This is a genomic window from Streptomyces sp. HUAS CB01 (assembly GCF_030406905.1).
GTDB lineage: Bacteria > Actinomycetota > Actinomycetes > Streptomycetales > Streptomycetaceae > Streptomyces > Streptomyces chengbuensis.
Window position 1 is genome coordinate 4,192,346 of record NZ_CP129137.1, and the last position, 12,541, is coordinate 4,204,886.

The 12,541-nt window shown below is 69.8% G+C and carries 12 protein-coding genes, 1 tRNA gene and 2 pseudogenes; 9 read left to right on the top strand and 6 right to left on the bottom strand.

Translation table 11 applies throughout. The features are described from left to right. Window positions 1-22 precede the first annotated feature (22 nt). On the top strand, window positions 23-442 hold the full coding sequence (locus QRN89_RS18600) for an excalibur calcium-binding domain-containing protein (protein ID WP_290350546.1): 420 nt from the start codon (window positions 23-25) through the stop codon (window positions 440-442). Window positions 443-587: 145 nt separating this feature from the next. Next, window positions 588-964, top strand: a pseudogene (locus tag QRN89_RS18605) (ATP-binding cassette domain-containing protein); the annotation flags it as partial. 90 nt (window positions 965-1,054) lie between these two features. Here the strand turns inward: QRN89_RS18605 and QRN89_RS18610 are convergent. Then, window positions 1,055-2,044 carry a serine hydrolase gene (locus tag QRN89_RS18610; RefSeq protein WP_290350547.1) on the bottom strand — a complete coding sequence of 330 codons (990 nt, stop codon included), beginning with the start codon at window positions 2,042-2,044 and terminating at the stop codon, window positions 1,055-1,057. A gap of 407 nt (window positions 2,045-2,451) precedes the next feature. On the opposite strand from QRN89_RS18610, the gene QRN89_RS18615 reads away from it, so the two are divergent. The 4 genes and pseudogenes from QRN89_RS18615 to QRN89_RS35955 all read left to right on the top strand — a co-directional run. After that, a complete protein-coding gene (locus QRN89_RS18615; RefSeq protein WP_290350548.1) occupies window positions 2,452-2,778 on the top strand; it encodes a carboxymuconolactone decarboxylase family protein in 327 nt (108 codons plus the stop codon). A gap of 381 nt (window positions 2,779-3,159) precedes the next feature. Further along, window positions 3,160-3,591 carry an SMI1/KNR4 family protein gene (locus QRN89_RS18620; protein ID WP_290350549.1) on the top strand — a complete coding sequence of 144 codons (432 nt, stop codon included), beginning with the start codon at window positions 3,160-3,162 and terminating at the stop codon, window positions 3,589-3,591. A 257-nt stretch (window positions 3,592-3,848) separates the two neighbouring features. Then, window positions 3,849-4,364, top strand: coding sequence for a hypothetical protein (locus tag QRN89_RS18625; RefSeq protein ID WP_290350550.1), 516 nt, complete (start codon window positions 3,849-3,851; stop codon window positions 4,362-4,364). Between the two features lie 96 nt (window positions 4,365-4,460). Beyond that, window positions 4,461-4,687, top strand: a pseudogene (locus QRN89_RS35955) (hypothetical protein); the annotation flags it as partial. 15 nt (window positions 4,688-4,702) lie between these two features. Here the strand turns inward: QRN89_RS35955 and QRN89_RS18635 are convergent. Beyond that, window positions 4,703-4,776 (bottom strand) — tRNA-Gly (locus QRN89_RS18635). A gap of 323 nt (window positions 4,777-5,099) precedes the next feature. On the opposite strand from QRN89_RS18635, the gene QRN89_RS18640 reads away from it, so the two are divergent. The 3 genes from QRN89_RS18640 (at window position 5,100) to QRN89_RS18650 (ending at window position 6,526) form a co-directional block, all read left to right on the top strand. Continuing rightward, window positions 5,100-5,309, top strand: a complete 210-nt coding sequence (locus QRN89_RS18640; RefSeq protein ID WP_290350551.1) for a hypothetical protein — start codon at window positions 5,100-5,102, stop codon at window positions 5,307-5,309. 118 nt (window positions 5,310-5,427) lie between these two features. Beyond that, a complete protein-coding gene (dcd, locus tag QRN89_RS18645; protein ID WP_093653801.1) occupies window positions 5,428-6,003 on the top strand; it encodes a dCTP deaminase in 576 nt (191 codons plus the stop codon). A gap of 13 nt (window positions 6,004-6,016) precedes the next feature. Next, window positions 6,017-6,526, top strand: a complete 510-nt coding sequence (locus QRN89_RS18650; protein ID WP_290350552.1) for a phosphoribosyltransferase — start codon at window positions 6,017-6,019, stop codon at window positions 6,524-6,526. 231 nt (window positions 6,527-6,757) lie between these two features. Here QRN89_RS18650 and QRN89_RS18655 read toward each other — a convergent pair whose 3' ends face one another. The 4 genes from QRN89_RS18655 to QRN89_RS18670 form a co-directional block, all read right to left on the bottom strand. Further along, window positions 6,758-7,198: a DUF5959 family protein gene (locus tag QRN89_RS18655; protein ID WP_290350553.1), complete on the bottom strand. Its 441-nt coding sequence runs from the start codon at window positions 7,196-7,198 to the stop codon at window positions 6,758-6,760. 224 nt (window positions 7,199-7,422) lie between these two features. Continuing rightward, window positions 7,423-8,352, bottom strand: coding sequence for a Yip1 family protein (locus QRN89_RS18660; RefSeq protein ID WP_290350554.1), 930 nt, complete (start codon window positions 8,350-8,352; stop codon window positions 7,423-7,425). A gap of 262 nt (window positions 8,353-8,614) precedes the next feature. After that, a complete protein-coding gene (locus QRN89_RS18665; protein ID WP_290350555.1) occupies window positions 8,615-9,763 on the bottom strand; it encodes a VCBS repeat-containing protein in 1,149 nt (382 codons plus the stop codon). Window positions 9,764-10,176: 413 nt separating this feature from the next. Beyond that, the gene (locus tag QRN89_RS18670; protein WP_290350556.1) at window positions 10,177-12,489 is read right to left on the bottom strand and encodes a (Fe-S)-binding protein; all 2,313 of its coding nucleotides are present in this window, start codon (window positions 12,487-12,489) and stop codon (window positions 10,177-10,179) included. Between the last annotated feature and the right edge of the window lie 52 nt (window positions 12,490-12,541).

Sequence of the window (12,541 nt, forward strand, 5' to 3'; positions counted from 1 at the left end):
AACGCCCCGGCCACTGTGGAAGATGAAGCGCACCTATGCGGGTGGCCTGCTCCTCATGGCGATCGGCTTCGGCTGCGGGGGAGCCGCGAGCGGGTCGGCGGAAGGGGAGTCGTCCTCGGCGGCGAAACCGGGGCCCGGCCCGACGGTCACCGCGACCGTGACCGCCAGGGCGACGGTGACCGCGACCCCCGCAGCGCCCGCGGCGACGGTCACCGAGCCGGGCCCCACGGTCACCGTCACCAGGACGAGGACCGTGAAGGTCCGCGACTCGGACGGTGACGGCGGGAGTGCGAGTGGGGGCGGTGGGGGCTCCGCCGACGTCCACTACGAGAACTGCGCGGCGGCGCGCGCCGCCGGCGCCGCGCCCGTCCGTCGCGGTGAGCCGGGTTACGGCAGCCATCTCGACCGCGACAACGACGGCATCGGCTGCGACTGGGGCTGATGACCCGGCGCCTGCCGGACGGCCTCGGGGGTACGGGCCGCCCGGCAGGCGGCCGCGTGCGCCGGGGGTCGGATGTCTGCACTCGGCGGGCGCGTGCGCGGGGAAGCCGGCGCATGCGCTCGTCGGGCGCACCGTCCTCCGGACGTACGGCGAGGACCGGGCCGAGCGGCTGTCCGCCACGGGCCTGCTCCATGAAAGGGACCTCACCCGTCCCGTACGCCGACTCTCCACCGGTCAGCGCCGCCGTCTCGAACTCGCCGTTCTCCTCGCCGACCCGATCGACCTGCTGCTGCTCGACGAACCCACCAACCACCTCGCCCCGGCACTGGTCGAGGAGCTGGAGGCAGCCCTCGCCGACCACCGAGGCACCCTGGTCACGGTCACGCACGACCGCCGGATGCGCCAGGCTTCACCGGTCGCGAACTGACCCTGACACGTCACGATCCACGCCCCGCGCCGCAACCGGCGCCTCGGCCCGGCAACCTTCCTCGTACCCGCACCCGTACCCGTACCCCTTCCTGACCGCTCCCCGGGTCCGACCTCTTTCCGGGCCGACCGTCTCCCGAGCCCGGCCGCCGGCTGAGCCTGAGCCTGACCGTTCCCGCGCGGCTCCTACCCCGCGGCACTGACCAGCGGGCGTGACGCCTGCTGGACCTCGGGCGTCTCCGCCGGGTACAGCTCGTGGTGGATCGCCTTGGCCACCCGCTCGATGGTCTCCATGCCGTAGTCACACCCCACCTCGGGCGCCGCGCCCTCGGGGACGCGATTGTTCTCGGTCAGGATCACGAGGCCGTAGTCGTAGGAGCCTCCGGTGATCGCACTCATGCTGTGGACCTTCCAGTCCCCGCGGTCCCAGGAGCTCCTGACCCCCTCCTTCGAGGAACGCTGCAGCCATCCGTTCTTGACCTGGACGACGGCGTCCGGCGGAGCACCGGTCGGCGTCCCCCAGCGCTGGTCGCCCTGCACCTCACGCATCAGTCGCAGAACGTAGGCACGTTCGGCGGTGCTCAGTACCGACTCGTCCTCGCCGGTGAGCAGTTGCAGCAGCTTCACCTGCTCGCGCGCGGTGATCTGCGTCAGCCCCATGAAGCCGGCGTCGTTGAGGTCGGTGTCCTCCAGCCCGGCCTCGTCGAGGAAGCCCTGGATCCGCTCCTCCCCGAGCCGGTCCCACAGGGCGTACGTCGCGTCGTTGTCCGAGTTCACGATCATCTCCCTGGCCAGGGACCGCTCCTCCCTGGACAGGTCGGTCCCCTTGGCCAGCAGCAACGCCCCCAGCACGATCGGCTTGACGGTGCTGGCGGAGTCGTAGTGCACATCGGCGCGGTAGCTGCACGAGGTACGGGACCTACGGTCGTAGAGCGCGATCGAGACCCGACTGGACCGCCCCTGCAGCGACTTCACCATGTGGCGGACGAGCGTCTGCGCCAGCTTGGGCCTGCCGGAACTGCATTCGACCACCCGGCCGTTGAGCCGCTGCGTCGCGTGCTCGGTCCTGAGGGCGTGCTGAGGGCCGGACTTCGGGAGGATCGGGATCACCGGGTTGATGGCGATCGCAAGGACGACGACCCCGAACGCGGCCACCGATGTGAGCTTGCTGCGCACCAACTCTCCTCCTCCCCGCACCGGTCCACAGCTGTGGACAACGCACCGCGTCCTCGCCGGCCGGCCCCCGCGGGCACGGGCCGGTACCGGTCGTGAAATCAATTGATCACCACTTGTGGCCTGACGCTACAAGCCCGTCCCGCGCCGTGCCCGCCGGGCCAGCCAATGGGTGTACGGACCCGCCCCGGGGCCCGCCGCCCACCCCCGGCGCGCCCATCTTGAGACCCACCGAGGGTCGGGGCCGTCCCGGTGCCGCCCCTCTTCCGCCTGCCCGGACGCTCGCTCGACGGGCGACACGCAGGAAACCGACTTACCGTCGAGCAGGAGACGCCGCACCGAGATGCGGAGCCCTGCCGCGCTTCCGCCCGGCCGATCCTCGTCACGACACCGTCAGGAGACGACCTGCCATGGCCACAGCATCCGAAACCCCGGTACTCGACACCCTCGCCGCGATGACGGTCGACTCGATCGAGAGGTGCGGGCTGGCGCCGGACATGTTCATGCTCACCCGTATCGCCGCTCTCGCCGCCTCGGACGCTCCGCCGATCTCCTACGTCGCCCACATCGACCCCGCCGTCCAGGCCGGCCTGACCGCCGACCAGCTGCAGGACGTCCTCGTCGCCATCGCCCCCATCGTGGGCACCGCACGCGTCATGACGGCGGCCGGCAACATCGCCAAGGCACTCAGCATCGAGATCGCCGTCGCCGACGCCGAAGCCCAGGCCGGCGCGTAAGGACCCCAACCCCTCCTGCCCTGACGCCACGGCGCGCCCGGCATCGACGACCTGGTGCGCGTCGGGGCTTCTTCCACCGGGGCAAGATCGACTTTTCGTCGGCTCCATCCAGTCGCACATCGTGCATGCGCGCGCCGCGGATACCCTCCCGTTGTGGCTGACATCGAACCGACCGATCCACAGCGCGAGCGGGACAACGGGCGCGTAGCCCTCTGGCTCGCACCTGATGACCTCCGGTGGCTCTCCCGCCACTGCTGTTGCCCGCCAGACGCGTCCGAGGCGGACCACGAGCGTTGCGGCCGTCTCCGCTTCAGGGCGCATGCAGCACTCCACAAGCACGGCCTCCAGCGCTGACGACAGGAGTCAACCTAAGCTGCGCCCGTGTGGAAAGAGACTGCCGCTGAAGCCTCGCCCGACGTCGAGTTCAGCGATCCCATCGATGCGACCGCTCTGGCCGAGGCGGAACGGCGCCTCGGCCGGAGTTTGCCGCCGCAGCTGACTGCACTGCTGATGGAGACCGACGGAATGGTCGCCGGGGACGGGACCGACATCGTGTGGTCCCTGGACCGGATCGTGGAGCAGAACCTGCTGTTCTGGTCCCCCGATACATTTCCCGGCCTGTATATGCCCTTCGATCCGCTGCTGTTCTTCGGCGACAACGGCGGAGGAGACCAATTCGCCTTCGTGCTCACACCTGCGCGCCCGGACATCTTCGTCTGGGACCACGAGAACGACAGCCGACTATGGGCGGCACGCGAGCTGGAGGACTACCTGTGCCGCTCCCTTGCGAGCGATGGCGACTGGTGGAGGTAGCCGTTTGAAGGGCGCGCCGGCTCTGCGTCCCAGCTTGGAAGACTCCGAGTCACTGTCGCTTTCGGGCGCCGCGGTTCTCCGTGAGTCCCTCTCGCTCTCGGCGGTTGGGTGCACGTACCTGGGAGCGCGACGCGTTCCTCGCATGCAGCCCGACGAAGAAGTTGAACATGTTCAACAGTGCTGGCAGGATGGCGAACGCGTGATCGGCGCCCGGTCGAACCGCAGTCATTTGCGGTGCCGCGGCGGGAGGCCGGATTGTGAACACACTTGCCTCGCCACGGCGGATCGCGGCTCTCATCGTCTGCCTGTTCGTACTGGTGGGATGCAATCCGCACATGTACGACGAGGTGCCCGCAGTGCAGGATGCGAGGCGGGCGGAGATCGTGGGTTCGTGGGTCTGTACCGACCGCACGGAGGTCACTCTCCTGCCTGACGGAAAGGCGGTCATCAGCCTTCTCAACGGTCAGGAGTTCGACTTCGACGACAGGTGGCGGCTGTCAGGGACGGGGGAGTGGGAGCTGACCAACGAGCGCGCCGGATGGAACGACGGTCAGCATGTCCGGCTGACTCTCACCGCGCGCACGTCCTCGGCCGCGCGCACTCCGGATCCCGCTGAGCGTCTCGACCCGTCGACCGGGCAAGAGCCGGCACCTGAGACCTACACATGGACCTTCGAGTTGCAGCGCGACGACAAGAAGCAGCTGATGTTGTACTTCTTCTTCGGTGACCCTGACTCCCGGAGCACCTACGTCCTGGAGCGAAAGCAGCCGTAGCAAGCCCAAGCCATGCATTGGAGAGGCCCGACGACACGTCTTCTGTCGTTCGGCCCCATCCGTGTCAGGTCGGTCACCGTGACCGCCCGAGGGGTCCAGTCCGGGGCCACGCCGAGGGACGCCATGGTGCGCGCCGGGCAGTCCTCCGAGCGGGCGGCACTGATCTACCGGCAGTCGGACCTGGAGCGGCAGCGGGAGGTGGCGGCCGGTCTGGACCGGCTCGTGCAGGCACGCGTGATGCAGCGGATTCCCCAGCATCCGGCACGGACGTGGCACGGGACGCTCAGCGCGGTCCAGGCAACAGGAAAGGCCCGGGTCTATGACCTGGGCCTTCGTCGTGGAGCGGGTGACGGGAATCGAACCCGCGCTCTGAGCTTGGGAAGCTCATGTTCTACCATTAAACTACACCCGCGAAGCGGCTTGGTTGATCAGTGCCGCAGCGTTGCACAGTGTACCCCATCGAAGGCCTTCGGTGTATTGCACCGAGGGTCTTTCGTGCATTTCCGACGCTTCGGTCATCGGTCAACAGCCGGCGGTCGTTCGTCGCTGCCCGCCACCATCACGCGGTCGGATGAGGCGTCCGCGCCCTCGCCCGTCCCGTCCGTGCCGGGCCCGAAGTGGCTGCGCCGTGGAGGCGTTGGGGCGTACCTTCGGCGGCGGAGTGCCGCGTGGAGTGCTGTCCTGTTGATCCCCTAATGTGGCTGTCTCGTCCATGCTTGTTGGGGAAGGGACTTGATGCAGCCGATGGACCCGAAGGACTCGATGGATCAGGGCGATTCGCTCGCGCGCACCGTCGTCCGCTGTGCCGAGGGGCACGTCTTCACCACCCCGTCGTTCCCGATGCAGCAGCTCGGCACCGGCCGGATCGGGCCCGGGCGGCTCATCCGCTGTCCCCGGTGCGCGCGGCTGCGGCAGGCCGTCCCCGTGGAGCTGCAGAACCGCTGACCGCGGGCGCCGGGTTCGTGCCGGTGCCGCGTCCGTGCGGCGCCGGGTCCGTCCGTGCGGCGCCGCGCGGGCTCCGCCCGATTGGGGCGGGCCCGCGCGCTCTGCGTATCCTCGGGGCGTGCTTCTCTCAGACAAGGACATCCGGGCCGAGATCGACGCGGGACGGGTGCGCATCGACCCGTTCGACGATTCGATGGTGCAGCCCTCGAGCATCGACGTGCGGCTCGACCGCTACTTCCGGGTGTTCGAGAACCACCGCTACCCCCACATCGACCCCGCCGTCGAGCAGGCGGACCTGACGCGCCTGGTCGAGCCGGAGGGCGACGAGGCGTTCATCCTGCACCCCGGCGAGTTCGTGCTGGCGTCGACGTACGAGGTCATCACCCTGCCCGACGACATCGCCTCGCGGCTGGAGGGCAAGAGCTCGCTCGGCCGGCTCGGTCTGGTCACGCACTCCACGGCCGGCTTCATCGACCCCGGGTTCTCCGGGCATGTCACGTTGGAACTGTCGAACCTGGCCACCCTGCCCATCAAGCTGTGGCCGGGGATGAAGATCGGGCAGCTGTGCATGTTCCGGCTGAGCACGCCGGCGGAGCACTCGTACGGTTCCGAGAAGTACGGGTCGCGCTACCAGGGGCAGCGGGGGCCGACGGCCTCGCGGTCGTTCATGAACTTCCATCGGACGCAGGTGTGAGGACCGGTGCGCCATGAGTGAGGTACGCGAGAACCTGACGTACGAGAAGTTCGGCGTCGCGGTCCGTGAGCTCGCGCAGACGATCGCGGACGACGGCTTCGAGCCCGACATAGTCCTGTCGATCGCGCGCGGCGGTGTCTTCGTCGCCGGCGGGCTGGCGTACGCGCTGGACTGCAAGAACATCCACCTGGTGAACGTCGAGTTCTACACCGGCGTGGGCACGACGCTCGAGATGCCGGTCATGCTCGCGCCCGTCCCGAACGCGATCGACTTCTCGGACAAGAAGGTCCTGATCGCCGACGACGTCGCGGACACGGGAAAGACCCTGAAGCTCGTCCACGACTTCTGCGTCGACCACGTCGCCGACGTGCGGTCCGCAGTCGTCTACGAGAAGTCGCAGTCGCTGGTGAAGTGCGAGTACGTGTGGAAGCGCACGGACGACTGGATCAACTTCCCGTGGAGCGTCCTGCCTCCAGTGCATATGTCGGGCGAGGCGCCGAAGGAGAATAGAGAGGCGCTCTGACCTGCGTGGATTCACGCATCCTGTCGTCTGAGTGGTACGAGGGACCTCGGTGTCACCGAGGTCCCTCGTCGTCTGCGCGGTGAGTCGGTTTCGGACCTGGGGCCTTCTGGTCCGTAGCCCTACCGGGATCGGATGTCACCGGGTGAAGGGGCTACGCAACCGACGTTCTGGGTCGGCAAAGGTCGGCGTGTGTCACCGAGGTTGCGGTACTTCGCTGCTGTACCGAGGTAGCTACCGCAACGCGGTCGGATGCACGTGCTTCCACACCTTGCGGATTTCATGGACCAGCGCACGTTGTTCCTCGATCCAACCGCGGTCCACTTCCAGGCTGATTGCCACCCGTGTCGTCTGCTGATCGGCGACCGTGACAGTGATGTGATCCTGGTCCTCTTCCCGGTCCGTGAGCTGGATGCCGATCTCGGCTACTCGGGCGTGCTCGCGCCACACCGCGTCTCGGCCGGCCTCGACCTCGTCCAGCACGTGCTCCCAGGTAGCGAGCTCGTACGGCTCAACGTAGGTGTGATGGACTCCGGCCACGAAGTCGTTGTGCACCATCAGCGCGCCGCTGGTGTCCGGAATGCCGGGCGCTCCGGATTCATCGAGTTCAATGGCCACGCTGCCGCCGTACTTGCCAGTGATCCGAAGCAGAGTAAACCGCTCACGATCTTCCATGTCCCGCCCCAGAGTGTTCGTTCTCCAGCACTGTTGCCGTGCAGCGTACGGGCGCCGCGCGCGGCGAGCGGAGCGAGCCGCCTTGATCGAGGCAGAGAAGCCTGTAACAGATGCGGATCGGCTATCCGATGGCCGTGCGTTGGCCCCGCCGGGCGCATGCAGAAGGCCCCAGCCGCGCATCGGCAGGGGCCTGCTGCATGGTTCGTCCGCCGACCGGACCCCGGTCAGATCGTGCCGAGCTTGATGATCGCGAGCAGCGCGATCAGCTGGAGCGCCGAGGCGCCCAGGGCCTTCGGCCACGGCAGGTCGTGCGACTTGCTGACCATGGACGTGAACAGCGCGGCCGCCGCCAGCCAGGTCACCCAGCCCACCACCTGCACCAGCGAGTTCTCGCCGCCCAGGAAGAGCGCGACGAGCAGCCGCGGGGCGTCCGTGAGGGACATGATCAGCATGGAGAGGCCCACGGTCGGCTGCCATGCCCCGTCGCCGCCGAGCTGCCGGGCCAGGGTGTGGGTGACCGCGCCGAGGACCAGGCCGCCGAGGACGAAGCCGACCCCGGTGACGATCACGGACGTGAGGGCGCTCGCGAACGGCGCGTTGATCGCCTCGTCGCGCGTCTGGTCGAATCCGAAGATCGCGAGCAGGCCGTAGAGGAACGTGACGCTCAGCGCCGGACCCCAGACCGGGTAGTCCCGCATCTGCAGGAAGGTCGGGCCGGGCCGCAGCACGATGCCGCTCAGCAGTTGCTTCCAGTGCAGGCGCGGGCCGGACGGTACGGGCGCGGCGCCGGCGTGGTACGTGGAGCCGTCGCCGTACGGGTCCTCGCCGACGCTGAACGCCCGGGTGTGGCCGGGGTTGTCGGCGTACGGGTCGGCGCCGTGTCCGCCGCCCTGCTGGTGCTGCTGGTACGGGTCGCCGAAGTACTCGGGCTCGCCGTGCTGAGCCTGGTGCCCGTGCCCGTGCCCGTGTCCATGGCCCTGGCCGCCGTGTCCGCCGCCTCTGCGGGGCCACTGCTGCTGCGGGGGGTACGGGGGCGCCGCCTGGCCTCCTCCGGGGCCGTACGGCTGTCCGTACGGCGACGGGGGCGCCTGCTGCGGTTGTTGTTGCGGGGTGCGGTTGTTGTCCCGGCCGCGTCCGATCCTGAATCCAGCCACGCATTCGAACGTACCCGGTCCCGCTGTGTCCGGTGTCCGGGGCCGGGTAACCGGGGGACCTTTGCGGCCGAGCTGTGACATCCCCTAGGGGGACCCCGGGAGGTTTTCGGCAGGTCCTCCGCAGGTCTTCGGTGGGTTCGGCGGCCCAGGGAACGCGGGCCCCGCACCCGGACTCCGCACACCCGGACTCCGCACACCCGGACTCCGCACACCCGGACCCCGCGCACCCGGGATCCGGGCGGCCCTGGTCCCCGGTGCCGCCTCAGCCGAGGAAGACGGAGGTGCTGAAGGTGATCAGGGGCCGGTCCCGGTTCCCGGCGCCGGGGTGGATCGCGATGACGTCCGCGCTCTCACCCCGGTGAGTCCGGGTCACGATGTCCGCGCGTCCGTCCCCGTCGAAGTCCGCGCGGCGGAGCAGTTCGGTGACGGGCGAGGTCTCGCCGGCCGGGAGCGGGGGTGCGGGCGGCAGCGGCACGGCCTCGTACGTGTACCGGCCGCCGGGCCGGCCGGGACCGTCCGGGCCGCCCCGCAGGAGCGTGCCCTTCGCCCCGGCGCCCGGGGCCAGGGGTGCGGTGGAGTGGACGAGGTCGTCGTAGCCGTCGCCGTCCGCGTCCGGCCGGGGTGCGGGGGCGGCGAGTACGGGGCCCGCCCCCGGGACCGCGGCACCGGCCGCGCGGGGCGCGCCGGTGCGGCGGAAGGGCCCGCGCAGAAAGCTCATCCGGCCCTCGCTCGCGGTCACCGCGAGGTCCTGCGCGCCGTCGCCGTCGAAGTCTCCGCAGACGGGGTGGTCGGGCCACTCGTTGCCGTACCGGGCCTGCTCGGGGATCCGCAGGACCACCGCCCTGCCGCTGAGTCCGGACGGGCCGCCGAAGAGCAGTTGCAGCGGGACGGGCGGGCGTCCGGTGCCGTCGTACGGGGGGTCCGTGGCGACGACGAGGTCGCCGAAGCCGTCCTTGTCGAGGTCGCACGCGGCGGCGGCGTCGAAGGCGGAGGGCAGGGTGCCGCCGGCGGCGGCGCCGTTGGCGCGCGGGGTCAGGAGCTGGCGTACGGCCGGGGAGACGGGGCCCTGCGCGGCGGAGGCGCCCGCGGGGCCGTCGCCGGTGCCGTACACGATGCCGATTCCCGCGTCGTCGTCGCGGCCCGCGCCGGGTGCCTTCACCAGGTCGTCGAGGACGAGGTCGCGGTGGCCGTCCCCGTTGAAGTCCTCCGGGACGCGGCTGCCGTCACCGCGCGGCACCGGGAGCGCCTGGGGTACGGCCTGGCCCGCGAGGGCGCGGGGCTGGGCCGAGCGGGGTGCGGCGGGACGGTCGGGTACGGGGCGGGAGGGGGCGACGAGTCCGCAGCCGGCCAGGGGCGCCAGCAGCAGGGCGCCCGCGCCCGTCAGGGCGGCGTTGCGCAGGAGACGCAGCACGAGGGCACCACTTCCGTTCGTCCATCCGGGTCGCCGGAGCCGGGGTGCGGGACCCGGGCCGCATCATCATGCCCCTGTCAGGTGCATCGGCCAATGGCCGGGCGGGCGGCAGTTCGCCGGAGAGCGGAGGGCCCGGCGCCGCAGCACCGGATACGGCGGGAGATCGGGACCGGAGACGGCGGACCACGGCGCCCGGGAGGACGGACCACGGCGCCCGTGAGGACGGAACACGGCGCCCGGGAGGACGGAACACGGTGCCGGGGAGGACGAGACGCGGCGCCCGGGACCGCGGACCGCGGCGCCGGGGACGCGGGACATCCCAGGGGCGACGGAACACGCGCCCGGGACGACAGAAGCGGCCGGTCCTGCCCCCGAGGCAGATCCGGCCGCTTGCTGCTCGTCCTTGCAGACGACTACTTCACTGGCTCCGGTTCCGGGTCCGGCGAGTCCGCCGGCGCCGTGTCGTCCGCGTCGCCGTCGTCGCCGTCGTCGCCCGGCTCCGCCGGGGTCTTCACCGAGTCCAGCAGCAGCTGGGCCACGTCCACGACCTGGAGGGACTCCTTGGCCTTGCCCTCGCCCTTCTTGCCGTTGACCGAGTCGGAGAGCATGACCAGGCAGAACGGGCAGGCGGTGGAGACGATGTCCGGGTTGAGGGACAGGGCCTCGTCGACGCGCTCGGTGTTGATGCGCTTGCCGATCCGCTCCTCCATCCACATGCGCGCGCCGCCGGCGCCGCAGCAGAAGCCGCGCTCCTTGTGGCGGTGCATCTCCTGCTGGCGCAGGCCGGGCACCTTGTCCATGATCTCGCGCGGCGGCGTGTAGACCTTGTTGTGGCGGCCGAGGTAGCAGGGGTCGTGGTACGTGATCAGGCCCTCGACCGGGGTCACCGGGATCAGCTTGCCCTCGTCGATGAGGTGCTGGAGCAGCTGCGTGTGGTGGATGACCTCGAACTCGCCGCCGAGCTGCGGGTACTCGTTGGCGATGGTGTTGAAGCAGTGCGGGCAGGTGGCGACGATCTTCTTGGCGGCCTTCGGCTTCTTCGTGGACTCGTCCACCTCCCCGTCCTCGTCGAGGGACTCGCCGAACGCCATGTTCAGCATGGCCACGTTCTCCTGGCCGAGCTGCTGGAACAGCGGCTCGTTGCCGAGGCGGCGGGCGGAGTCACCGGTGCACTTCTCGTCGCCGCCCATGATGGCGAACTTGACGCCCGCCATGTGCAGCAGCTCGGCGAAGGCCTTGGTGGTCTTCTTGGCCCGGTCCTCGAGGGCGCCGGCGCAGCCGACCCAGTAGAGGTAGTCGACCTCGGTGAGGTCCTCGACGTCCTTGCCGACGATCGGGACCTCGAAGTCGACCTCCTTGGTCCACTCGACACGCTGCTTCTTGGCCAGGCCCCAGGGGTTGCCCTTCTTCTCCAGGTTCTTGAGCATCGTGCCCGCCTCGGACGGGAACGAGGACTCGATCATCACCTGGTAGCGGCGCATGTCGACGATGTGGTCGATGTGCTCGATGTCGACCGGGCACTGCTCCACGCACGCACCGCAGGTGGTGCAGGACCACAGCACGTCCGGGTCGATGACGCCGTTCTCCTCGGCGGTGCCGATCAGCGGGCGCTCGGCCTCGGCCAGCGCGGCGGCCGGGACGTCCTTCAGCTGCTCCTCGGACGCCTTCTCCTCGCCCTCCATGCTCTTGCCGCCGCCGGCCAGCAGGTACGGGGCCTTGGCGTGCGCGTGGTCGCGCAGCGACATGATCAGCAGTTTCGGGGAGAGCGGCTTCCCGGTGTTCCAGGCGGGGCACTGCGACTGGCAGCGGCCGCACTCGGTGCAGGTGGAGAAGTCGAGGATGCCCTTCCAGGAGAACTGCTCGACCTGGGAGACGCCGAAGACGTCGTCCTCGCCCGGGTCCTCGAAGTCGATCTCCTTGCCGCCGCTCGTCATCGGCTGCAGGGCGCCCAGCGCGGTCTCGCCGGTGGCGTTGCGCTTGAACCAGATGTTCGGGAAGCCCAGGAAGCGGTGCCAGGCCACACCCATGTTGGTGTTCAGCGACACCGTGATCATCCAGATCAGCGACGTGCCGATCTTGATCATGGCGGTGAAGTAGATCAGCGTCTGGAGCGTGGGGACGCTCAGTCCGTCGAAGGCCAGGACCAGCGGGTACGAGACGAAGTACGCGGCCTCGTAGTGGTCCACGTGGTGGATCGCGCCCTCCAGTCCGCGCAGGGCGAGGATCGCGAGGCCGATGGTCAGGATGACGTACTCGACGAAGTACGCCTGCCAGGCCTTGGAGCCGGCGAAGCGCGACTTGCGGCCGGCGCGGGACGGCAGGTTGAGCAGCCGGATCGCGATCAGCACGAGGATGCCGACGACGGTCATCAGGCCGATGAACTCGATGTACATCTCGAAGGGCAGGAAGCCGCCCAGGATCGGCAGGGTCCAGTCGGCCTTGAACAGCTGGCCGTACGCCTGTGCGAGCGTCGGCGGCAGTGTGAGGAAGCCGATCGCGACGAACCAGTGGGCGAAGCCCACGATCCCCCAGCGGTTCATCCGGGTGTGGCCGAGGAACTCCTTGACCAGGGTGACCGTGCGGGCCTTGGGGTTGTCGGTACGGCTGCCCGCAGGCACGGGCTGACCGAGCTTCACGAACCGGTAGATCTGCGCGACGGCTCGGGCGATGAGCGCAACGCCGACCACGGTCAGGACCAGCGACACGATGATCGCGGCGAGTTGCATTTGGGGGCTCCTCGGGCCTGCGAGGGTGGGGAATCGGCACTTACTAAGCGGT